The following is a 22,485-nucleotide window of genomic DNA, read 5'->3' on the forward strand; positions in this document are numbered from 1 at the left end:
TGCGTCGCTCGCTCTGCCATGGTCGCCCTTCTCCTCATGCACGACCCCAGCCGCCGCCGCTACCTTGCCGCCGCCCTTGCCGCCAGCGGCGCGCCGCTGTTCATACGCCATGCCGGCGCGGCCGAGGCGTCGCAGCGCTTTGCGCTCGGCATTGCCTCCGGTTGCCCGCGCGCGGACCGGCTGGTGCTGTGGACGCGGTTGATGGGTGCGGATCTGCCGGCCAGCGTGCCGGTGCAATGGGAGCTGGCCGAGGACGAGGCCTTCGGCCGCATCGCCGCGCACGGCAGCGAATTGGCGCTGACGGAAGATGCGCACAGCGTGCACGCCGAACCGCAGGGGCTCAAGCCCGACCGCTGGTATTGGTATCGCTTCAACGCGCTGGGCACGCGCAGCGCGGTGGGGCGCACGCGCACCGCGCCGGCGGCCGATGCGGCGGTGGCCTCGCTGCGCTTTGCGATCGCCTCCTGCCAGCGCTGGGACCATGGCGAATACGCCGCCTGGCGCGACATGGCCGGCCAGGAGCTGGATCTGGTGCTGTTCCTGGGCGATTACATCTACGAATACGCCAGCCCCATCATCGGCAATGCACCGCGCCGCCACGCCGGCGGGCCCTGCCTGACGCTGGCCGATTACCGCGCCCGCTACGCCCAGTACAAGTCCGACCCGGCGCTGCAGGCCATGCATGCGCGCGCACCGTGGATGCTGACCTGGGACGACCACGAAATCGAGAACGACTATGCCGCCGGCCAGTCGCAGACCCTGGACCCCGGCTTTGCGCGGCGCCGCGCCGCCGCCACCAAGGCCTATTGGGAGCACCAGCCCTTCCCCAAGGCGCTGCGCCCGCAGGACAGCGAGCTGCGCCTCTACGGCCAGCTCGACTGGGGCCGCTTGGCGCGCCTCATCACCCTGGACGATAGGCAGTGGCGCGACCCGCAGGCCTGCCCCAAGCCCGGCCGCGGCGGCTCCAACACGGTGGCGCTGGCGGATTGCCCGCGCCTGCTGGACCCTGGCCGCACGCTGCTGGGCGCGGCCCAGGAGCAATGGCTGGCGCGCAGCTGGGACGCCGAGCGCCCCTGGAATCTGCTGGGCCAGCAGACCCTGATGGCGCGCATGAACTGGGGCACGGCGGCCAAGCCGAGCTACTGGACCGATGGCTGGGACGGCTACCCGGCAGCGCGCCAGCGCCTGCTGCAAGGCATGCTGGCGGCCGGGGCGCGCAACCCGGTGGTGCTGGGCGGCGACGTGCATGCCAACTACGTGGCCGACCTGAAGCTGGATTTCGACGACCCCAAGGCGCCGGTGCTGGCCAGCGAGTTCTGCGGCACCTCGATCAGCAGCCAGGGCCTGCTCAACGAGCGCGTGCAAGGCGCACTGCCGCAGAACCCGCATATCAGGCACGGCCGCAGCGACGAGCGCGGCTATATGCTGTTCGAGCTCACGCCGCGCCGGCTGGACGCCGAGCTTCGCAGCGTGCTGCAACCCTGGGACGCCGCCAGCGCGATGCGCGTGCAGGCACGCTTTGCCGTGGAGGCCGGCAGGCCCGGCGCGCAAGTGGCCTAGCAAGCCTGCGCGAGGTAGCGGGGGACTATGATCGACACGCCCCCCGCCACCATACTGGCTTGTGCATGCCAAACCTTCTCTGCAGCTGGCTGGTCGCGGCCGTGCTTGGCGCGGCGGCGTGCGCGCCCGTGCTGGCACGCGAGCTGCTGGTGGTGGGCACCCATTTTCCGCGGCTGTTCATGCAGGAGGCCGGGGCACCGGTGCAGGGACTGGGGGTCGACATCCTCAGCCTCGCCGCGGCCAGGGCCGGCCACAGCCTGCGCTTCGAACTGCTGCCATGGGCGCGCGCGCAGGCGATGGTGCAGGCCGGCCAGGCCGACATCCTGGTGGGGCCCTACCGCACCCCCGAGCGCGAACTCAAGTTCGCCTTCTCACAGCTGGCCTTTTACGAGGACGCGCTGGTGTTCTACGCACGCAGGTCGCAGCCCCCCTTGTGGCACGGCGACTTCGCCGAGTTGCGCAACCATTCGATCGGCCTGGTGCATGGCTGGGCCTATGGCGAAGCCTTCGACCAGGCACGGCCCGGCCTGCGGCTGAGCACCGCGCTCGATGTGGAATCGGGGCTGAAGATGCTGCTGCTGGGCCGCATCGACCTGCTCGCCAGCAATGAGCGCAATACCCGACCGGTATTGGAAGCGCAGGGCTGGGTCGATTTGCTGGTACGCGTGGGCCCGCAGCTCGGGCAACTGCGCGGCCATTTCGCCTATCCCCACACGCCCGAGGGCGAGGCCTTGCGCGATCAGCTCGACCGCCACCTCGCCAACCTGCGCAGCGCCGGCGCCCTGCGTGAGCTGGGTGAGCGCTGGGGCGTGAAGATCCCGGATTAGGGCCCCTAGCGATAGCGCTGCAGATCCCGCCAGCGTTCGGCGTCGGCGCTGGACACCGGAGGAGGCAGCTCGGGCTTGGCACGCCCCTGCTGGTAGACCAGCCAGGCGAGCGAGGCGCACAGGCTGAGCGCCGCCAGCACCATGCCCCATTTGGCCCAGGGCCTTGACGGCGGGCGGCGACGACGCTTCGTTTGGGCGGGCATGGCCGGCACCTCGGGCACCAGCGTGGGCATGGGCGTTTGCGCCAGCGCCGAATGGCTCTCGCCGGCCATCCAGGCCTGGATATCGAGGGCCAGCGCCTGCGGCGACGCGTGGCGCTGCGCCAGCGACTCGGCCACCGCCTTGTGCAACAGGGCATCCAGGCTGTAGCGCTGCGCGCCGGTGAGCGACAGCCAGGTGGCGAGCGAGCGCACCGGGGCGTTCTGCGTCTCCTGATTCGGCAGGCGGCCGTTCACCAGCAGGCACAGCAGCATGCCCACCGCAAAGGCCTCGCTGGCATCGCTGGGTGGCATGCCCGCGCTCAGCTCGGGCGCCACAAAGGGCTTGGCGGCACTGCAAAACGGCGCGTCCAGGTTGTCGGCAGCATCGAACTGCGATACCAGGCCCTGGCCCATCAGGTAGAGATGCTGGGCCGGCGTGAGCCACAGCATGCTGGGGTCGAGCTCGCGCAGCACCATGCCCTGCTGATGCGCGGTGTCGAGCAGCTCGCACAGTTCCAGCACCAGTTGCAGGCGCTTGTTGAGCGGCAGGTCCATGGCCGCCGGCAGCAGCGGCTGGCCCTCCACCCAGGCGAGCACCAGATAGGGCAGGCCGGCGGGCGTGAGGCCGCTATCCAGCGTGACGATCAGGCCGGGCCGGCCGAACTCGCCGCCATCGCCCTGGCCATCGGCAAAGCGCAGCAGCACGGCCTTGGCATCGTCGGCATGGTGGAACACCAGCACGGCCGCGTGATCGTCGACCGCCAGCGCATGCTCGGCCCTGTACCAATAACCGGAGGCGCAGGCCTGCAAGGGCTGGACGATGCGCCAAACACCCAGGCGTTCGCCCTCCGGCAGCAGCGGCACGGCGGCCGGTGCCGGGGCGCTGACGGGTTCGGGATCGCTGAGGTAGTCGTCGCTCATGGTGAGCCCCGCATATTAGCCGCCCGTGCCCTCCCACCGGTCCCCGCTTTCAGCTTCGCTCAAGACCTGCTTGCGATACTGGGCGCCTGCCATGCAAGCCGTCCTCGCCGTCACCCTGCCCTTCTTCGCCCTGGTACTGTGCGGCTATCTGGCGGCGCAGCGCGGCGTGCTGGCGGCATCGGCCATCCCCGGGCTGAACGGCTTCGTGCTGTTCTTCGCCCTGCCCTGCCTGCTCTTGCGCTTCGGCCAGAGCACGCCGCTGCTGGAACTCCTGAACCCGGTGGTGCTGGGCGTCTACCTGCTGGTGGGCCTGGCGCTGGTGGGCTTCACCATCGCCATCAGCCTTTCGGAGGCGGTGCAGCTGAAAGACGCTGCCTTCGGCGCCCTGGTGGCCGCCTTTCCCAACACCGGCTTCATGGGCGTGCCCCTGCTGGTGGCCCTGCTGGGGCCGGCCGCGGCGGGGCCGGTGATCTGCACCATCCTCGCGGACCTGTTCGTCACCAGCTCGCTGTGCATCGCGCTGGCGCGCGCGCACGACGCCAATGGCGCCGATGCGCTGCGCATGGCTTGGCGCGGCGCGCTCTCCAACCCGCTGCCCTGGTCGATCGCGCTCGGCGCCGGCATCAGCCTGCTCGGCCTGGAACTGCCGGGCCCGCTGAACTCGGTGATCAGGATGCTGGCCGATGCGGCCACGCCGGTGGCGCTGTTCACGATCGGCGCGGTGCTGTGGCGCGCCGGCCAGCATGCGCATGCGCGCACACCCTGGCAGCGCTTCCTGCCGGTGGCACTGATCAAGCTGCTGCTGCACCCGGCGCTGGTGTTTGCGCTGGGCCTGGGCGCGCGCCGGCTGGGCGCGCCGCTGGCGGACTTCCAGCTGACCGTGCTGACATTGGCGGCGGCCCTGCCCAGCGCCAGCAATGTCGCGCTGCTGGCCGAACGCTATGGCGCCGACAACGGGCGTGTGGCACGCATCATCCTGGCCTCCACTGCGCTGGCCTTCCTCAGCTTCAGCAGCCTGGCCTGGCTGCTGGTGTGAGGCACACTTGCAGGCCATGGTCTTGTCGTCGCTCTCCCGTCTCATCCATCCGCTGCTCGCCGGCATGGCGCTGCTGGCCGGCTGCGCCGCCCTGCACGCGGCGCCGGTACACACCGGCTACCAGCAGCCCTCGCCCGCGGTGCGCGAGCTGCTGGACGCCGCGCCGCTGCCGCGCTATCTGGTTTCCCCGGACAAGCAACACCTGGCCCTGCTGGAGCAACGCCGCTTCAGCAGCCTGGAAGAGCTGGCCCGCCCCACGCTCAAGCTGGCCGGCCTGCGCTTCGACGCCGCCACCGGCGTGCCCGCCGGCACGCCGCAGATCCAACGCCTGCGCCTGCGCGCGCTGCTGCCCTCGGAGGCGCCCGAGCGGGTCGTCGAGCTGCCCTCAGGCGGCCTCGTCCACAGCTTCAGCTGGGCCCCCGATGGCCAGCGCTTCCTGCTGGAGCGCCGCGGCGAGACCGGCAACGAACTCTGGGTGGGCGAGACCGCCAGCGGCCGGCTGCGCCAGGTGCCGGGCCTGCGCCCCAACGAGGTGCTGGCGCCGGGCGAGCTGGCCTGGCTGAATCCGCACGAGCTGGTGCTGGCCACCATCCCGGACCGCCGCGGCACGCCACCGGCCGCCCCGCGCGTGCCCACTGCGCCGGTGGTGCAGGAGAGCCTGGGCCGCGCCTCGCCCGAGCGCAGCTATGCCGATCTGCTGAAGTCGCCGCACGACGAGGCCCTGTTCGAATTCCATGCCCGCGCCACGCTCACCTGGGTGGACCTGCGGAGCCTGCAGAGCCGCGACTTGCCGGCCACCGCGATGTTCACCAGCATCAGCAGCGTGGGCGAGGGCCAGTACCTGCTGACCGAGCGCATCACCCGCCCCTTCAGCTACACCCTCGGCTACGACGACTTTCCCACCGTGGTGGAGCTGCGCAGCCGCGACGGCAAGGTGCTGCGCGAGATCGCCAAGGTGCCGATGCGCAACGGCATCGCCATCGACGCGGTGCAGGCCGGGCCGCGCGTGTTCTATGCCTCGCCCAACAAGGACGCGGCGATCTACTGGGTGGAGGCGCTGGACGGTGGCAACCCGAATGCGCGCGTGGCCTTCCGCGACCGCGTGATGCGCCTGGATCCGCCCTTTACGGGCGAGCCCACCGAGGTGCAGCGCATGCCGCACCGCTTCACGCGGCTGCGCTTTCTGGACGATGGCCAGCATGCCCTGCTGACCGAGGAAGACCGCCAGCGCGCCTGGACCCGCAGCTATCTGCTGCCGCTGCGCGGCACGCAGAGCCGGCCGCTGTTCGAGCATTCGGTGCGCGAGCGCTACCGCCACCCCGGCACGCCGCTGCTGCGCACCCTGCCCAACGGCCACCAGGTGGTGCAGACCCAGGGCGGCGACCACATCCTGCTGCAGGGCCAGGGCGCCACGCCGCGTGGCGACCGCCCCTTCCTGGACCGCTATTCGCTGCGCGACGGTGGCGTGCAGCGCCTGTTCCAATCGGCCGAGTCGCCTTTTGAGCAGCCCTTGCTGCTGCTCGATCCGCAGCATCTCGTGACCCTGCGCGAAAGCCCCAGCGAAGCGCCCAACCTCTGGCTGCGCGAACTCAACGCCAGCGGCTATGGCGCGGCCCAGGCGCTCACCCGCAGCAAGGACCCGACCCCGCAGCTGCGCAAGATCAGGCGCGAACTGGTCAGTTTCAAACGCGCAGACGGCGTGGAACTGTCCTTCTGGATGTACCTGCCGCCCGACTACAAGGAGGGCGAGCGTCGCCCCACGCTGGTATGGGCCTACCCGCTGGAATTCAGCGACGCCGCCATCGCCGGCCAGGTGAGCGGCTCGGCGAACCGCTACCTCAATGTGGCAGGCAGCAGCCCGCTGCTGCTGGTGCTGGACGGCTTTGTGGTGCTGCATGACGCCACCATGCCCATCGTCGGCGACCTGAAGACCGTCAACGACGGCTTCATCGAACAGATCACCATGAACGCGCGCGCCATCATCGACAAGGCCGAGGAACTGGGCGTCTCCGACCCCAAGCGCATGGCGGTGGGCGGCAACAGCTATGGCGCCTTCATGGCCGCCAATCTGCTCGCCCACACCGATCTCTTCAAGGCCGGCATTGCGCGCAGCGGCGCCTACAACCGCACCCTCACGCCCTTCGGCTTCCAGAGCGAGCGGCGCTCGCTCTGGGAGGCCAAGGAGCTGTACCTGAAGCTCTCGCCCTTCATGTATGCGCCGCAGATCAAGGAGCCGCTGCTGCTGATCCACGGCGAGGCCGACAACAACGTCGGCACCCAGCCCATGCAGAGCGAGCGCCTCTACCTGGCGCTGGCCGGCACCGGCGGCACCACCCGCTATGTGCTGCTGCCCGGCGAGGCGCATGGCTACAGCGCACGCGAGTCGGTGGGCCATGTGCAGTGGGAGATGAGCCAGTGGCTCAAGACCTGGTTGGGGGATCCGAGGGGGCCGTGAGGGGCGGCGGCCCTGGTGCAATCATTGCACTACAATGAACCCATGCCAACCTTGGCCCGTCTCTCGAAATCCAAGATCACCATGTACGCTGGCGATCACAACCCGCCGCACTTTCATGTACTGACCCATGACGGCGCCGAGGCCTGGGTCGAGATGGGTACGCTGCAGGTGATCTGGGGCGTGGTGAACCGCGCGGCATTGAAGGAGGCGCTGGCCTGGGCCAGCCAGAACGCGGTCCTGCTGGCTGCGAAGTGGAAGGAACTGAACCCATGAGGCCCAAGCAATTCACGCTGCTCAGCGTCAAGCCCACGCCCAGCGCCGCGCTGCTGCTGCACTACGCGGACGGCGAACAGTTCGAACTCAGCCTGGTGGACACCATCATGCGGCATCCCTCGCTGGAGCGGCTGAAGGATCCCAAGGTGTTCGGCACCGCCAAGGTCGGCGAGCATGGTGCCTCGGTCATCTGGGCAAACGACGACGCCCTGGAGCTCGCGGCAAGCAACCTGCGCGCGCGGGCCATTGAGCAGGCTGGTGGCGTGTCGCACGAGTTCATCTGGAATTGGATGGCCCGGCACGAGCTGAGCCTGGATGCCGCTGCCGAGGCCTTGGGGCTGTCGCGCCGCATGCTGGCCTACTACCGCAGCGGCGCCAAGCCGGTGCCACGCACCGTCGCACTTGCCTGCCTGGGCTGGGAGGAGGCGATGAAGAGTGGCCTGTTGCTCAGCGCGGCATGACATCATGACCACTTCCACGCCCAGCGCGCCGGCCGATGCATCCTACTTCGAGCCCTGCGAGCCCGGGTGCGTCAGGCTGCCAAGGCCTAAATCGCCAGCGGATCGACGTCCACCGCCCAGCGCAGCAGCCCCTTGTGCTCGCGCTTGAGCGCGTGCAGCTCGGGCATCCATTGCCACAACAGGCGCTGCAGCGCGCCGCGCGTGGGCGACTCCACCAGCATCTGCAGGCGCTCCACATTTGCCACCCGCGCCACGCTCATCGGCACGGGCGGGTAGACCAGCACGGTCTGCGCATCCGGCAGCGTGCCGGCATGGCGCGCCGCGGCCTCCAGAAAGCCCTGCGCCGCCTCCACCGTGCGCGCCTCGGCGCGCAACAGGGCCAGGTGCGAATAGGGCGGCAGGCCGGCCGATGCGCGCTCGGCCAGCTGGCTCTTGGCAAAGGCCTCGAAATCGTGTCTGAGCAGGGCCTGGTAGAGCGCATGCTGCGGATGCCAGGTCTGCAGCCACATCTCGGAGCGCGCGGCTTGCTCGGCATCGCGCCCGGCGCGGCCGGCCGCCTGCATCAAGAGGGCGAAGAGGCGCTCGGGGGCGCGGAAATCGCTGCTGAACAGGGCCGCATCGGGGTTCACCGCCGCCACCAGGGTGATGCGGCGGAAGTCGTGCCCCTTGGTGATCATCTGCGTGCCCACCAGGATGTCCACCTCGCCAGCATGCACGGCGCTCAAGCGCGCCTCCAGCGCGCCCTTCAGGCGCGTGGAATCGGCGTCGATGCGGGCCACGCGCGCCTCGGGCAGGGCCGCGGCCAGCTGCTCCTCCAGGCGCTCGGTGCCCTGGCCCAGTGGAGCGATGTCCTGGTTGCCGCAGTCGGGGCAGGCGCGCGGCACGCGTTCGCCGAAGCCGCAGTGGTGGCAGCGCAGCGTGCGGTCGCCCTTGTGGAAGACGCGGTAGGCGCTGCAATGCGGGCATGCGCTTTTCCAGCCGCATTCGCCGCAATGCAGCACCGGCGCATAGCCGCGCCGGTTCAGGAAGATCAGGCTCTGTTCGCCACGCGTCAGCCGCTCGCGCAGCGCCGCCAGCAGCGGCTGCGCGAGCGCCGTGGTAACGCCCTGCTTGCGCGGCAGCAGGTTCATGTCATAAATCCGCAGGCGCGGCATGGCGCCGCCGCCGATGCGCTGCGGCAGCGAGAGCCGCTGGTAGCGTCCGGTGTTGGCATGCTGCCAGCTCTCCAGCGAGGGCGTGGCCGAGCCGAGTATCACCGGCACCTGCTCCAGGCGCGCGCGGTAGATGGCCAGGTCGCGCGCTGAATAGCGTGCACCGTCCTGCTGCTTGTAGGAGGGGTCATGCTCCTCGTCCACCACGATCAGGCCCAGGCGCGGCATCGCGGCAAACACCGCCAGCCGCGTGCCCAGCACCAGCTCGGCCTGGCCCAGGTGCGCCGCCAGCCAGTTGCGCAGGCGCTGCGCAGGCGTGAGGCCGCTGTGCAGCGACACGATGCGATGGCCCGCAAAACGCTCGGCAAAGCGCGCCTCCAGCTGCGGCGTCAGGTTGATCTCTGGCACCAGCACCAGCACCTGGCGGCCCCGGTTCAGCGCATGTTCGGCGGCGCGCAGATAGACCTCGGTCTTGCCGCTGCCGGTAACGCCGTGCAGCAGCACGGGGGCCGGCGCCGGTTTGCTCGCGTCAGCGTCGGCGCGCTCGGCCAGCAGCATCTCGTCCAGCTGCGCCAGCACCTCGGCCTGCGCCTCGCTCAGCGCGGGGCGCTGCACGGGCGCGGCTTCTTCAGCGCTGGCCTCGGCCGCCACCCATTTGTGCAGCTTCTTGAGGCGGCCCTGCAACTGCCTGGCGTCCAGCTCGCGCAGCTGGGGCGGCAGCACCGAGAGCGCCACCTCGCCAACGCTGCGCTGGTAATAGCTGGCGGCGAAGTCCAGCAGGCGGCGCCAGTTCAGCGTCAGCGGTGGCAGCTCCTGCAGGGCCTGGCCGATCGGACGCAACGCCTCGTCCGGCAAGACCTGACCCTCGGCATCCGCATTGGCGGGCAAGGGGTCCCAGACGATGCCGGTGAGCTCGCGCTTGCCCAGCGGCACCTGCACCAGGCTGCCGGGCGGCAGCGCCCGCGCGCTCAGATAGTCCAGCGGCGCGCCAATACCGCTGTGCTGGGGCGCGTCCAGCGCCACCCGCAGCCTATAGATCGGATTAGAAACGTCGCTTAAGTCCATGATTCAAAGGGGCTTTCCTGGAATCCACATCAGGCTGTGGATAACTTTGTGGGAAACCGTTTCAATTTGTTCTGCCCGCGGCCGTCCGCCATGCGCACAGCCTGCCGGCCCTGAAGCGGCCCGTGCCGGGCGCCCCCTTTGAAATCAAACACTTAGGCTTCAATCGTGAAAACCCCAAGCTGCAATGCAGCATCTGAAGCCTGCGCCGGTGACATGCCTCGAATTGGGGATAAGTCCATTTGCGGCGGACCTATTTCACGCCCGGCGGCGCGGTCTCAGCGCAGCGTGCGCGAGTAGTTGTGCACCTCGTCGACCAGGTGCAGCACATGCTCGGGCGGAGTGTGCTGGCTGATGCCATGGCCAAGGTTGAAGACATGGCCGCCCCACTTGCCATCGGCGCGCTGCGGCCGCCCGAAGCTGTCCAGCACGGCGCGCGCCTGCTCGCGGATGGCGGCGGGCGGGGCGAACAGCACGTTCGGGTCCAGATTGCCCTGCAGGGCCACCTTGTCCTGCACTTGGGCGCGCGCGCGGCCGAGGTTGGCGGTCCAGTCCAGGCCCACCACATCGGCGCCGGCGGCGGCGATCTCGTCCAGCCAGAGTGCGCCGCCCTTGGTGAAGAGGATGCGTGGGATGCGCTGGCCCTCGTGCTCGGTCTTCACCTGGGCCAGCACGCGGCGCGAGTAGTCGAGGCTGAAGCGCTGGAACATGCCGTCGGCCAGCACGCCGCCCCAGGAGTCGAACAGCATCACCGCCTGGGCGCCCGCCTCGATCTGGGTGTTCAGGTACTGGGCCACGGCATCGGCATTGATCTGCAGGATGCGGTGCATCAGGTCGGGGCGCGCATACATCAGGCTCTTGACCTGACGGTAGTCGTCCGAGCCGCCGCCTTCCACCATATAGCAGGCCAGGGTCCAGGGGCTGCCGGAGAAGCCGATCAGCGGCACGCGGCCGTTCAGGGCCTTGCGGATCGAGCTGACGGCGTCGAACACATAGCGCAGCTTGTCCATATCCGGCACGGCCAGCTCGGCCACGGCGGCCTCGTCGCGCACCACTTTCGCGAACTTGGGGCCCTCGCCGATCTGGAACGAGAGGCCCAGGCCCATCGCATCGGGCACGGTGAGGATGTCGCTGAAGAGGATGGCGGCGTCCAGCGGATAGCGCTCCAGCGGCTGCAGCGTCACCTCGGTGGCGTAGTCGGTGTTGGTGGCCAGACCCATGAAGCTGCCGGCCTTGGCGCGCGTGTCGCGGTACTCGGGCAGGTAGCGGCCCGCCTGGCGCATCAGCCAGACGGGGGTGTAGTCGGTGGGCTGGCGCAGGCAGGCGCGCAGGAAGGTGTCGTTTTGCAGGGGGGTGGCACTCATGGCAGCGATTATCCGCTGCGATACTTGCCTGGCCTTGATCTGGGCAAGGTCGGCACCATCTGCTGTTGCGTCCTTCAATCCAACCGGGAGCCTTGCAATGAATGTGAGTCTGAAGCGTGCGGCCTTGACCACCGCCATGGCGGCCGCCACCCTTGGCCTCTCCGGCTGCGGCTACAACGAGTTCCAGCGCCTGGACGAGCAGGTCGGCGCCAGCTGGGCCGAGGTGCTGAGCCAATACCAGCGCCGCGCCGACCTGATTCCCAACATCGTCAACACGGTGAAGGGCGAGGCCAACTTCGAGCAGGAGACGCTCACCAAGGTGGTCGAGGCACGCGCCAGGGCCACCGCCATCCAGGTCACGCCCGAACTGGCCAAGGACCCCGAGGCACTGAAGAAATTCCAGGCCGCCCAGGGCGAGCTGAGCGGCGCGCTCTCGCGCCTCTTGGTGGTGAGCGAAAACTACCCCAGCCTGAAAGCCAACCAGGGCTTCCAGGATCTGCGCGTGCAGCTGGAGGGCACCGAGAACCGTATCACGGTGGCGCGCAACCGCTACATCAAGTCGGTAGCTGACTACAACGTGCTGACCCGCTCCTTCCCCAGCAACCTGACGGCGATGGTGTTTGGCTACGCGGTCAAGCCCAGCTTCCAGGTGCAGAACGAGGCCGAGATCAAGAACGCGCCGACCGTGAGCTTCGACAAGCCGGCCTCCAAATAGGGCCCCGCGATGCGCCGCTGGCTGCTGCTGCTGCTCTGGGCCTTCTCTTCGCTGGCCCTGCCCGCGCTGGCGCAGGAGCTGAGGCCTGTGCCGGTGCTGACGGCGCAAGTCATTGACCAGACCGGCACGCTCAGCGCCGCCCAGCGCAGCGCGCTGGAGGCAAAGCTGGCGAAGTTCGAGCAGGAAAGCGGCGCGCAGCTGGTGATCCTGATGGTCGCCAGCAGCGCGCCCGAAGACATCGCAGCTTACGCACAGCGCGTCGGTGATGCCTGGAAGCTTGGCCGGCGCGAGGTCGGTGACGGCCTGCTGATCGTGGTGGCCAAGGACGATCGCAAGCTGCGCATCGAAGTGGCCAAGGCGCTGGAAGGCGCGGTGCCGGATCTGGCGGCAAGGCAAATCATCCAGCAAGTGATCAGCCCGGCCTTCAAGGCGGGCGACTACGCCGGCGGCCTGAACCTCGGCGTTGACGCGCTGGCGGCGCGCATCCGCGGCGAGGCCCTGCCCGCCCCGGCGGCGCAGCGCGCCCCCGCCCAGGATCTCGGCCTGGGCATCGAAGACTGGGGAGCCATCATCTTCATCGGCGTGCCGATACTCGGCGCCGCGCTGACCGCCATCTTTGGCCGCAAGCTGGGCAGCCTGCTCACCGCCGGCGGCGCGGGTGCGCTGGCCTGGCTGCTCAGCACCAGCCTGCTGGTGGCCGCTGCGGCCGCGCTGGTGAGCCTGCTGCTGGTGGGCGTGATGGGCGTGGGTGCCGCGCGGCGCGGTATCGGACGCAACAGCCACGGCGGCCCGGTGATCTGGGGCGGCGGTGGCTTCGGCGGTGGGTCGAGCAGCGGTGGCGGCGGCTTCTCGTCGGGCGGCGGCGGTGACTTTGGCGGCGGCGGCGCCTCGGGGGACTGGTGATGGCGCAAACCGGCTTGCTAAGACGCCTGCTCAAGCATCGGCTCTGGGACGAGGCCGACGCCCGCCGTGTGCTGCCCGAGCCCGCGCTGCAGCGCCTGCGCCAGCGCGTGGCCGCCAGCGAGGCCCGCCACGGCGGCGAGATCCGCATCTGCGTGGAGGCCAGCCTGCCGCTGACCTATCTGTGGCGCCGGGCCAGCGCGCGCGAGCGCGCCCTGGCCCTGTTCGGCAAGCTGCGCGTCTGGGACACCGAAGACAACAACGGCGTGCTGATCTACCTCTTGCTGGTGGAGCGGCGCATCGAGATCATTGCCGACCGCGGCCTCACCCGGCGCGTCGGCCCCGAAGCCTGGAACGCCTTGCTGGCGCGCATGCGCGGCGCCTTCCGCGATGGTGCGTTCGAGGCCGGCCTCAGCCAGGCCATCGACGCGGTAGGCGAGATGCTGGCGCTGCATTTCCCGCTGCGCGCGGGCGAGCTCAATCCGAACGAGTTGCCAGACGAGCCCGCCCTGCTCTGACAGCAAGTCAGCGTTGCATCTGCACTTCGGCCACGTCCAGCTTGAGATTGATGAGGGCGTCGATCAACTGCTGAATATTGCTGCGAACGGCACCTTCATTGGCCAGTTTGAGGCGCTCCGCACCCAGGAAGGCATCGCTCATTTGGGCCGTGTAGGGGGTGGCCAGTGTGCGCTCGAACACTGTCTTGTTGCTGCTGCGCTCGATCAGCGTGTAGCGCACATTTGCGGTAACGGTCATGCTGAAGCCGGCCAGGGGTTGGTCAAGCTTTTCGAGATGCGCCACCAGCAGATACTTGCCGGCCTGACGGTTCGGTTGCCACAGGCCGGCGTCCTTCAGCGAAGCCTCCAGCGCGCGCTCGAAGTCGCTGCTGGAAACATTGGAGATCCACATGGGGTTGGTTTCCTGGCCACCGGTGACATCTCGAATGGCGATGCTCTCGCGCATCTTCGAGTTGGCAACAGCAGTGCGAGTGGCCAGCGAAGAGTTGGTCTGCATCTGATCGACGCGTGCTGGCGTGGCGCATCCGACGAGTGCTGCGGCAGTAGCCAGCGCGAGCGCGATCTTGGCGGTCTGAACGAGTTGGTTCATGGTTTGCTCCCGTAAGTCGATCATCAGTTGACGGCGCTGGCGGCCTGCGCCGGCGCGGCCGCCTGCTTGTCCGCCGGCGCCGCAGCCATGCCGCAGTGCTTCTGCACACTGGCTTGCTGTACGGCGTCGAACTCGCCGCGCAGGCGCGCGTATTCGGCTTCTTGCTGCTTGGTACCTCCCAGGGCGAACAGCGCCGGCCAGAACAGGATCATGCCGACGCCAACCAGCGCCTTGTCATTGGACGCTGCCTGGTCCAGCCGGCCGCCCAGTTCGACGTAGCGCGCCTGCAGGCGCTGGGTCTCTGCGCCGAGTTGCTGGCAGTCGTAGCTCTGATACTGCATCGGCGAGATGTAGGCCGCGGAGATGTCCTTGGAGGCCGTGGCGCAGGCGCCGAGAAAGGCGCACAGGCTGACAGTCAGAACAATGCGCTGCATGGCGCGTACGGGCGTGAATGGCATGTGGGTTTCCCTGTTGAGATATGAAATCGGCAGGGCATGCACACTGGCTTGGTTCTCGGCTGCACGAGTACGGATTTCTTCCTCAGGGAGACATGTGAAGACTGCGCCCACCAAGGCACGCACTGATCTCGACCCACCGCGCTTGCTGTTCCAATGTCAGCGGCGGTCTCGATCGCCTATGCACGCCTCCCGCGCATGGCCCCTACCGGGCGCGGATATTACCAACGGCACAGCACGGCTCCCTCCATCTGAGGCCAATTGCCGACGGGGAATTACCCGCAGTTCTTCACAGCAAGGTCACGGATTGCATGCCCGCCCATGACTCACCGGGCGCAAGCTGCACCGGATGCTCGATAGCGGCCGCTTCGATGCACAGAAAGCGCTGATAACCGTCTGCAGGCATGTCCGCCAGCGCGGCACATTTCTGAGCGCCAGGATTCCACACAACGGCATCTTCGAAACCCGTGTGGCGCAACAACAGCTGACGCTGCGTCTGCTCGCCCTGCTCGACAAGGGTCAGGTCTTGCTTGACCTGGTAGTAGACGCGATCCAGGTCCTGCGCACCGGGGCTGCCCGGCAGAAGCAGGTCGGTACGCTGCTGGCGCTCGGCGTTGGCCACGGAATCCCAGTACTGCAAACCCGACAGGCCCTGCAGGCTGGCGTCGCTGAGTGCATTCAAGCGGAAGTAGCTGTGCAGCGCGGCGCTGAAACTGAACATCTGATCGCCCTTGTTCTCGCAGGCCAGCTCGATCTCGAGATCGCGGCCGGCCACGCGCACGCTCAGCTCAAGCTCGAAGGCATGCGGCCAGAACATACGGGTGGCAGCGTCATCCGTCAGGCGCAGCACCGCCAGCGCGTCGCTCTCGCCCTGCTCGGCCAACACCAGCTGCCAGGGTTTGGTGCGGGCGAAGCCATGCCGCTGCAGCGGGCCGCGCGCGGCAAACTGCGGAAAGATCACCGGCACGCCGCCGCGTATCGCCTGGCCAGAGGCCATCGCCGTCTGAGGGGACACATAGAGTTGCTCATCCGCACCGGCGGGCACCCAGGACAGCACATGGCCGCCATGCAGCAGCACGGTGGCACGGGCGCCGTCGGGGGCGCGGAGCTCCAGGGCTTCCATGCCCTGGTGGCGGGTGATGGCGATGGGCGTAGACATAGGGCACAGAATACAAAAAAGGAACGCCCGCCTGACTTGCGTCGGCGGGCGCCGTGAGCAGCCGGGCTGCTTATTTACTTCTTGCGGAACTTGCGCAGCGCAACGATTTGGGCCGCCATGGTGGCGAATTCGCCTTGCGCAGCGGCAAAGTCGATATCGGTCTTGGCGTTCTTCATCGCTTCTTCCGCGAGGCGCTTGGCCTCGGTGGCCTTGGCTTCGTCGAGGTCCTTGCCGCGGATCGCGGTGTCGGCCAGCACGGTCACGGTGCCGGGTTGCACTTCGAGAATGCCGCCGGCCACGAACACGAACTCTTCGCTGCCGTCGGCGCACTCGATGCGCACCGCGCCCGGCTTGATGCGGGTGATCAGCGGGGTGTGCTGGGGCAGGATGCCCAGCTCACCGCCCTCGCCCGGCAACGCGACGAACTTGGCCTCGCCGGAGAAGATCTGCTCTTCGGCGGAAACCACATCAACGTGGATGGTTGCCATGTCAATCTTCCTTAAGCGGTTGAAAAGATTCAGTCATGCGGTTGGGGCGAGAACTCATGGCTCTGACGCCCCAGTGCCTCATCACTGCATCTTCTTGGCCTTCTCGAAAGCTTCGTCGATGGTGCCGACCATATAGAAGGCCTGCTCGGGCAGGTGGTCGCACTCGCCGTTGACAATCATCTTGAAGCCGCGGATGGTTTCCTTCAGGGGCACGTACTTGCCGGGCGAGCCGGTGAAGACTTCGGCCACATGGAAGGGCTGCGACAGGAAACGCTGGATCTTGCGCGCGCGGGCCACGGCCAGCTTGTCTTCCGGCGACAGCTCGTCCATGCCCAGGATCGCGATGATGTCGCGCAGTTCCTTGTAGCGCTGCAACACGCCCTGCACGGCACGGGTGGTGTTGTAGTGCTCTTCGCCAACGACGTTCGGGTCCACTTGACGCGAGGTCGAGTCCAGCGGGTCCACGGCGGGGTAGATACCCAGCGAGGCGATGTCACGCGACAGCACGACCGTTGCGTCCAGGTGGGCGAAGGTGGTGGCGGGCGAGGGGTCGGTCAAGTCGTCCGCTGGCACGTAAACGGCCTGGATGGAGGTGATCGAACCGACCTTGGTCGAGGTGATGCGCTCTTGCAGACGGCCCATTTCTTCGGCCAGCGTCGGCTGGTAGCCCACGGCCGAAGGCATACGACCCAGCAGTGCCGACACTTCGGTACCGGCCAGCGTGTAGCGGTAGATGTTGTCCACGAAGAACAGCACGTCCTTGCCTTCGTCACGGAAGGACTCGGCGATCGTCAGGCCGGTCAGGGCCACGCGCAGACGGTTGCCCGGGGGCTCGTTCATCTGACCGTAGACCATCGCGACCTTGGAGTCCTCGAGCTTCTCGAGGTTCACCACGCCGGAGTCGGCCATCTCGTGATAGAAGTCGTTGCCCTCACGGGTACGCTCGCCCACACCAGCGAACACCGACAGACCGCTGTGGGCCTTGGCGATGTTGTTGATGAGCTCCATCATGTTCACGGTCTTGCCCACGCCGGCGCCACCGAACAGACCCACCTTGCCGCCCTTGGCGAACGGGCAGATCAGGTCGATCACCTTGATGCCGGTTTCCAGCAGGTCCTGCGAGGGGCTCAGCTCGTCGTACGAGGGTGCAGCGCGGTGGATCGACGCGGTCGACTCGGCAGCCACGGGGCCGCGCTCGTCGATCGGGTTGCCCAGCACGTCCATGATGCGGCCAAGGGTTGCCTTGCCGACCGGAACCTTGATGTTCTCGCCGGTGTTGTAGACCTCGGTGCCGCGGCGCAGGCCGTCGGACGAGCCCAGCGCAATGGTACGCACCACGCCGTCGCCCAGCTGCTGCTGGACTTCCAGCGTCAGAGCCGAGCCTTCCATCTTCAGCGCGTCATAGACCTGCGGCATCTGGTTGCGCGGAAACTCCACGTCCACCACGGCGCCGATGCACTGAACGATCTTGCCCACTGATTGAGTGTTAGCCATTTTTTCGTTCCTTCAATTCCAAAACTTTTGCGTTCGAAGCGATCAGCCCACGGCGGCGGCGCCGCTGACGATCTCGGACAGTTCCTTGGTGATCGCGGCCTGGCGGGTCTTGTTGTAGACCAGCTTCAGTTCGGCGATCAGGTTGCCGGCGTTGTCAGTAGCGGCCTTCATGGCCACCATGCGCGCCGATTGCTCGGACGCCATGTTCTCGGCCACGGCCTGGTAGATCAGGGCCTCGGTGTAGCGCACCAGTAGCTCGTCGATGACGGTGCCCGCATCCGGCTCGTAGATGTAATCCCACGAGTGGCTGTGAGCAGCGGTCTTCATGCTGTCAGCCGACAGCGGCAGCAGCTGCTGCACCACCGGCTCCTGCTTCATCGTGTTGATGAAGCGGGTATAGCAGAGGTAGACGGCCGACAGCTCGCCTGCGGCGTACTTGTCCAGCAGCACCTTGACGGGGCCAATGAGCTTCTCGATATGCGGCTGGTCGCCCAGCTGCGTGGCATGCGCGACCACCTTGGCGCCGATGCGGTTCATGAAGGCGTAGCCCTTGTTGCCGATGGCAACGACTTCCGCCTTCTGACCCGCGCCCTCAAGCTCCTTGAGCTTGTTGGTGGTGGCGCGCAGCAGGTTGGTGTTCAAGCCGCCACAAAGACCCTTGTCGGTTGTCACCACCACGTAGCCGGCCGTCTTGGCCTGGTCGTTCTTGACCAGGAAGGCGTGCTGGTATTCGGGGTTGGCCTGGGCGAGATTGGCGGCGATATTGCCGATCTTCTCGCTGTAGGGGCGGGCCGCACGCATCCGGTCTTGCGCTTTGCGCATCTTGGAAGCGGACACCAGCTCCATGGCCTTGGTGATCTTCTTCGTGTTCTCGAAGCTCTTGATCTTGCCGCGAATTTCCTTGCTTGATGCCATGATTTCTCCTGTTAGGTCCGGGCCGTTCTTTGCATCACAGCCCGGTCATGGTCATTAGGCGAAGGACTTCTTGAACGTGGTGATGGCCTCGTTCAGCTGGCTTTCAGCATCCTTGTCCATGGCCCGGTCGGCCTCCAGCTTGGCCAGCAGGGCGGCGTGGCTGGTTTTCAGGAACTGGTGCAGGCCGTGCTCGAAAGCCAGAACCTTCTTGACGTCCAGGCTGTCCATAAAGCCCTTGTTCACCGCGTACAGCGTGGCAGCCATCAGGCTGATCGGCAGCGGCGAGTACTGGGCCTGCTTGAGCAGCTCGGTCACGCGGGCACCGCGGTCCAGCTGCTTGCGGGTGGACTCGTCCAGATCGGAAGCGAACTGCGCAAACGCGGCCAGCTCACGGTACTGGGCCAGGTCGGTACGGATACCGCCGGACAGGTTCTTGATCAGCTTGGTTTGCGCTGCACCACCGACGCGCGACACCGAGATACCGGCGTTGATGGCGGGGCGGATACCGGCGTTGAACAGGCTGGTTTCCAGGAAGATCTGACCGTCGGTGATCGAGATCACATTGGTCGGAACGAAGGCGGACACGTCACCGGCCTGGGTTTCGATGATGGGCAGCGCGGTCAGCGAACCGGTCTTGCCCTTCACTTCGCCCTTGGTGAAGGCTTCCACGTAATCGGCGTTCACGCGGGCTGCGCGCTCCAGCAGACGGCTGTGGAGATAGAACACGTCGCCGGGGAAGGCTTCGCGGCCGGGCGGACGACGCAGCAGCAGCGAGACCTGGCGGTAGGCCACGGCCTGCTTGGACAGGTCGTCATACACGATCAGCGCGTCTTGGCCGCGGTCGCGGAAGTACTCGCCCATGGTGCAGCCGGAGTAGGCCGAGACGTACTGCATGGCAGCCGACTCGGAGGCCGAGGCGGCCACCACGATGGTGTAGTCCATCGCGCCATTGGCTTCCAGGGCACGCACCACGTTCTTGATCGACGACGCCTTCTGGCCGATGGCGACGTAGATGCAGGTCATGTTCTGACCCTTTTGGTTGATGATGGCGTCGATCGCGACGGCAGTCTTGCCGGTCTGACGGTCGCCAATGATCAACTCACGTTGGCCGCGGCCCACGGGCACCATCGAGTCGATGGACTTCAGACCGGTCTGCACCGGCTGGTCCACGGACTTACGGGCGATCACGCCGGGAGCGACCTTTTCGATCACGTCCGTCATCTTGGCGTTGATCGGGCCCTTGCCGTCGATCGGCTGGCCCAGGGCGTTCACGACGCGGCCGATCAGCTCGGGGCCGACGGGCACTTCCAGAATGCGGCCCGTGCACTTCACGGTGTCGCCTTCGGAGATGTGCTCGTAGGCACCCAGGATCACGGAACCCACGGAGTCGCGCTCGAGGTTCAGCGCCAGGCCGTAGGTGGGTTGACCATCGGCGGCGGCGGGGAACTCCAGCATTTCGCCTTGCATCACGTCGGACAGGCCGTGGATGCGGACGATACCGTCGGAGACGGACACCACGGTGCCCTGGTTGCGGACGTCCGTCGATGTGCCAAGGCCCTCGATGCGGCTCTTGATCAATTCGGAAATTTCAGCAGGATTCAGTTGCATTGCTTGCTCCCATCTGGTCGGGCGTCTGTTGCCAGAGCGCGGGTGACACAGGGATGAATCGGAATAGGTGTCTTCTCGCGCTAGCTTTTAAGCTGTGAGCGCCACTTTCATGCGTTCCAGGCGGGCCTTGACGGAGGTGTCGAGCACCTCGTCGCCGACCACCACACGGATACCGCCGATGAGTGAAGGCTCCAGCGTGACATGGGCTTCGAGCTTGCGACCGAAACGCTTCTCCAGGGTGCCAATCACATCGCTCAGCTGGGCTGCATCGATGGGATAGGCGCTGAAGATCTGCGCATCAGCCACGCCGGCTGCGGCATTGGCCAGCACATGGAACTGCGCCACCACTTCGGGCAGCGCGCCCAAGCGGCCGTTCTCGATCACCGCGCGCAGAAAGTTCTGCAGCTCCGGGGCCAGGTCTTGCTTGGCGGCCGCGGTCATCACCGCGTACACCTGCTCGGACGTGACCTTGGGGTTGTCGGCGAACTGGCGCAGATCGGCATCACGCGCGACCAGGGCGAGCGCGTCGAGCGCCGCGCCCCAGGCCTTCACATCATGCTTGACCGCGACCTGGTAGAGCGCTTCAGCGTAAGGGCGTGCAATGGTTGCGAGCTCAGCCATGATTACAGCTCCGTCTTCAGACGGCCCAGCAATTCGGCGTGCACGCTGGCATTGACTTCGCGTTGCAGAATTTGCTCGGCGCCCTTCACGGCCAGTGCGGCGACCTGCTCGCGCAGGGCCTCACGGGCACGCGCGGCTTGCTGTTCGGCCTCGGCCTTGGCAGCAGCCACGATCTTGGCGCCTTCATCTTCTGCGCGCTTCTTCGCTTCGTCCACGATCGCAGCGGCACGCTTTTCGGCGTCGGCCAGCTGCTTGGTGGTTTCGTTGCGCGCCTGGCTCAGTTGCTCGTCAACGCGCTTGTTGGCGGTTGCCAATTCGCTCTTGGCCTTGTCGGCCGCAGCCAGCCCGTCAGCGATCTTCTGCGCACGCTCATCCAGCGCCTTCATCACAGGCGGCCAAATGAAGCGCATGGTGAACCACACAAGGATCGCAAAGACGATCGCTTGCAGGAACAGGGTTGCGTTGATATTCACAGCACGATCCTTTCAACCGTGAAAGGTGGGCGAGCCGCTTAGATCGCGAAGGGCTTGGCGAATGCGAACAGCAGAGCGATAGCCACACCGATCAGGAAGGCAGCGTCGATCAGACCGGCCAAGATGAACATCTTGGTTTGCAGTTCGTTCATCAGCTCAGGCTGGCGAGCCGAAGACTCCAGGAACTTGCCGCCCATCAGAGCGATACCGATAGAAGCGCCCAGAGCGCCCAGACCAACGATGAGACCGCAAGCCAGTGCGACGAGACCGAGGATGTTTTCCATGATTAGCTCCTGAATGGAATAGAAGAAAAAAGTAAAGGGAAGAAAAGAGAAAGACAGCTTGCGGATCAGTGCGCGTCGTGCGCTTGGCCCGTATAGATCAAGGTCAGCATCATGAAGATGAAGGCCTGCAGCGTGATGATCAGGATGTGGAACAGGGTCCACACCGTACCGGCCACCACATGACCGAAGCCCAGCCAGAAGCCGCCCGTGAGGGGGTTCAAGCTCCAGGCCCAGACACCACCCATCAGCGCGATCAGCATGAACACGAGCTCGCCGGCAAACATATTGCCGAACAGTCGCATGCCGTGCGAGACGGTCTTGGCAGCGAATTCGATCAGCTGCATCAGGAAGTTGATCGGGTACAGGAACCACTTGTCGCCAAAGGGCGCAGCCAGCAGTTCATGCGTCCAACCACCGACGCCCTTGATCTTGACGCTGTAGAAGAAGCACACCAGCAGCACGCTGGTGGACATGCCCAGCGTGGTGGAAAGGTCGGCGGTGGGCACCACACGCATATAGGCGTGGTGCGCGTCGTGGCCCATCGAGGCCCAGACCTGGGTCCAGGCCGAGGGCAGCAGGTCCACCGGCAGCATGTCCATGAAGTTCATCAGGAAGATCCAGACGAACACCGTCAGGGCCAGCGGCGAGATGACCTTGCGGCTGGCGGCGTTGTGGATCACGCCCTTGGCCTGGTTCTCGACCATTTCGGCGACGATTTCGACGGCCGCCTGGAAGCGCCCCGGCACGCCCGAGGTGGCCTTGCGCGCGGCGCGCCACAGGATGAAGCAGCCCAGCACGCCCAGGATCACCGAATAGATCAGCGAGTCCAGATTGAACAGGCTGAAGTCAACGATGCTGGTCTGCTTGACCGCCTGCCCCGAGAAATTGACCTGCATATGCTGCAGGTGGTGCTGGATGTATTCGCCCGCGTTCGGCGCGTGTCCTTCGGCTGCCAT

Annotated in this window: 23 protein-coding genes; 9 read left to right on the forward strand and 14 right to left on the reverse strand. The window is 66.9% G+C overall.

Annotation, left to right across the window (positions count from 1 at the left end; translation table 11 throughout):
* The first annotated feature begins 36 nt into the window (after positions 1-36).
* A complete protein-coding gene (locus tag WG898_RS03440) occupies positions 37-1,560 on the forward strand; it encodes an alkaline phosphatase D family protein (RefSeq protein WP_339601344.1) in 1,524 nt (507 codons plus the stop codon).
* A 65-nt stretch (positions 1,561-1,625) separates the two neighbouring features.
* A complete protein-coding gene (locus WG898_RS03445; protein WP_339601345.1) occupies positions 1,626-2,387 on the forward strand; it encodes a substrate-binding periplasmic protein in 762 nt (253 codons plus the stop codon).
* A gap of 5 nt (positions 2,388-2,392) precedes the next feature.
* Here the strand turns inward: WG898_RS03445 and WG898_RS03450 are convergent, their stop codons facing one another.
* Positions 2,393-3,508: a serine/threonine-protein kinase gene (locus tag WG898_RS03450; protein WP_339601346.1), complete on the reverse strand. Its 1,116-nt coding sequence runs from the start codon at positions 3,506-3,508 to the stop codon at positions 2,393-2,395.
* A 91-nt stretch (positions 3,509-3,599) separates the two neighbouring features.
* On the opposite strand from WG898_RS03450, the gene WG898_RS03455 reads away from it, so the two are divergent.
* Genes WG898_RS03455 through WG898_RS03470 form a run of 4 tightly spaced genes read left to right on the forward strand, consistent with a single transcriptional unit; the run spans position 3,600 to position 7,733 of the window.
* Positions 3,600-4,544, forward strand: coding sequence for an AEC family transporter (locus tag WG898_RS03455; RefSeq protein ID WP_339601347.1), 945 nt, complete (start codon positions 3,600-3,602; stop codon positions 4,542-4,544).
* Between the two features lie 16 nt (positions 4,545-4,560).
* Positions 4,561-6,999 (forward strand): alpha/beta hydrolase family protein, encoded by a 2,439-nt coding sequence (locus WG898_RS03460; protein ID WP_339601348.1) that lies wholly within the window; start codon positions 4,561-4,563, stop codon positions 6,997-6,999.
* Positions 7,000-7,041: 42 nt separating this feature from the next.
* A complete protein-coding gene (locus WG898_RS03465) occupies positions 7,042-7,272 on the forward strand; it encodes a DUF4160 domain-containing protein (RefSeq protein ID WP_339601349.1) in 231 nt (76 codons plus the stop codon).
* Positions 7,269-7,733: a DUF2442 domain-containing protein gene (locus WG898_RS03470; protein ID WP_339601350.1), complete on the forward strand. Its 465-nt coding sequence runs from the start codon at positions 7,269-7,271 to the stop codon at positions 7,731-7,733. The genes WG898_RS03465 and WG898_RS03470 overlap by 4 nt, the downstream gene beginning before the upstream one ends.
* Before the next feature lie 86 nt (positions 7,734-7,819).
* On the opposite strand, the gene WG898_RS03475 is transcribed toward WG898_RS03470, so the two are convergent.
* Together WG898_RS03475 and hemE are read right to left on the reverse strand one after the other, a co-directional pair.
* Positions 7,820-9,949: a primosomal protein N' gene (locus WG898_RS03475; RefSeq protein ID WP_339601351.1), complete on the reverse strand. Its 2,130-nt coding sequence runs from the start codon at positions 9,947-9,949 to the stop codon at positions 7,820-7,822.
* 275 nt (positions 9,950-10,224) lie between these two features.
* Entirely contained in the window at positions 10,225-11,310 is a 1,086-nt protein-coding gene (hemE, locus tag WG898_RS03480; RefSeq protein WP_339601352.1) for a uroporphyrinogen decarboxylase, read from the reverse strand.
* Positions 11,311-11,407: 97 nt separating this feature from the next.
* Here hemE and WG898_RS03485 point away from each other — a divergent pair, with 97 nt between their 5' ends.
* Genes WG898_RS03485 through WG898_RS03495 form a run of 3 tightly spaced genes read left to right on the forward strand, consistent with a single transcriptional unit; the run spans position 11,408 to position 13,443 of the window.
* Entirely contained in the window at positions 11,408-12,025 is a 618-nt protein-coding gene (locus WG898_RS03485; RefSeq protein WP_339601353.1) for a LemA family protein, read from the forward strand.
* Positions 12,026-12,034: 9 nt separating this feature from the next.
* Positions 12,035-12,928: a TPM domain-containing protein gene (locus WG898_RS03490; RefSeq protein ID WP_339601354.1), complete on the forward strand. Its 894-nt coding sequence runs from the start codon at positions 12,035-12,037 to the stop codon at positions 12,926-12,928.
* 14 nt (positions 12,929-12,942) lie between these two features.
* A complete protein-coding gene (locus WG898_RS03495; protein WP_444718898.1) occupies positions 12,943-13,443 on the forward strand; it encodes a TPM domain-containing protein in 501 nt (166 codons plus the stop codon).
* 7 nt (positions 13,444-13,450) lie between these two features.
* Here WG898_RS03495 and WG898_RS03500 read toward each other — a convergent pair whose 3' ends face one another.
* From WG898_RS03500 to atpB, 11 genes are all read right to left on the reverse strand, one after another.
* Entirely contained in the window at positions 13,451-14,032 is a 582-nt protein-coding gene (locus WG898_RS03500; RefSeq protein WP_339601356.1) for a hypothetical protein, read from the reverse strand.
* Between the two features lie 23 nt (positions 14,033-14,055).
* Entirely contained in the window at positions 14,056-14,532 is a 477-nt protein-coding gene (locus WG898_RS03505) for a hypothetical protein (protein WP_339601357.1), read from the reverse strand.
* Between the two features lie 244 nt (positions 14,533-14,776).
* Positions 14,777-15,646 carry a D-hexose-6-phosphate mutarotase gene (locus WG898_RS03510; RefSeq protein WP_339601358.1) on the reverse strand — a complete coding sequence of 290 codons (870 nt, stop codon included), beginning with the start codon at positions 15,644-15,646 and terminating at the stop codon, positions 14,777-14,779.
* Between the two features lie 74 nt (positions 15,647-15,720).
* Positions 15,721-16,134, reverse strand: coding sequence for a F0F1 ATP synthase subunit epsilon (locus tag WG898_RS03515; RefSeq protein ID WP_339601359.1), 414 nt, complete (start codon positions 16,132-16,134; stop codon positions 15,721-15,723).
* A gap of 81 nt (positions 16,135-16,215) precedes the next feature.
* Complete coding sequence (gene atpD, locus WG898_RS03520; protein ID WP_339601360.1) at positions 16,216-17,628, reverse strand: F0F1 ATP synthase subunit beta; 1,413 nt, start codon at positions 17,626-17,628, stop codon at positions 16,216-16,218.
* A gap of 42 nt (positions 17,629-17,670) precedes the next feature.
* Positions 17,671-18,543 (reverse strand): F0F1 ATP synthase subunit gamma, encoded by an 873-nt coding sequence (gene atpG / locus WG898_RS03525; protein WP_339601361.1) that lies wholly within the window; start codon positions 18,541-18,543, stop codon positions 17,671-17,673.
* Between the two features lie 54 nt (positions 18,544-18,597).
* Positions 18,598-20,151 carry a F0F1 ATP synthase subunit alpha gene (atpA, locus tag WG898_RS03530; protein WP_339601362.1) on the reverse strand — a complete coding sequence of 518 codons (1,554 nt, stop codon included), beginning with the start codon at positions 20,149-20,151 and terminating at the stop codon, positions 18,598-18,600.
* A gap of 87 nt (positions 20,152-20,238) precedes the next feature.
* Positions 20,239-20,772 (reverse strand): F0F1 ATP synthase subunit delta, encoded by a 534-nt coding sequence (locus WG898_RS03535; RefSeq protein WP_339601363.1) that lies wholly within the window; start codon positions 20,770-20,772, stop codon positions 20,239-20,241.
* 2 nt (positions 20,773-20,774) lie between these two features.
* Positions 20,775-21,245 (reverse strand): F0F1 ATP synthase subunit B, encoded by a 471-nt coding sequence (locus WG898_RS03540; RefSeq protein WP_285234936.1) that lies wholly within the window; start codon positions 21,243-21,245, stop codon positions 20,775-20,777.
* A gap of 38 nt (positions 21,246-21,283) precedes the next feature.
* Positions 21,284-21,529, reverse strand: coding sequence for a F0F1 ATP synthase subunit C (gene atpE / locus WG898_RS03545; protein WP_058721792.1), 246 nt, complete (start codon positions 21,527-21,529; stop codon positions 21,284-21,286).
* A 65-nt stretch (positions 21,530-21,594) separates the two neighbouring features.
* Positions 21,595-22,485 (reverse strand): F0F1 ATP synthase subunit A, encoded by an 891-nt coding sequence (gene atpB / locus WG898_RS03550; RefSeq protein WP_339601364.1) that lies wholly within the window; start codon positions 22,483-22,485, stop codon positions 21,595-21,597.

Origin of the sequence: Paucibacter soli, from assembly GCF_037482845.1 — a bacterium.
Taxonomy (GTDB): domain Bacteria; phylum Pseudomonadota; class Gammaproteobacteria; order Burkholderiales; family Burkholderiaceae_C; genus Paucibacter_B; species Paucibacter_B soli.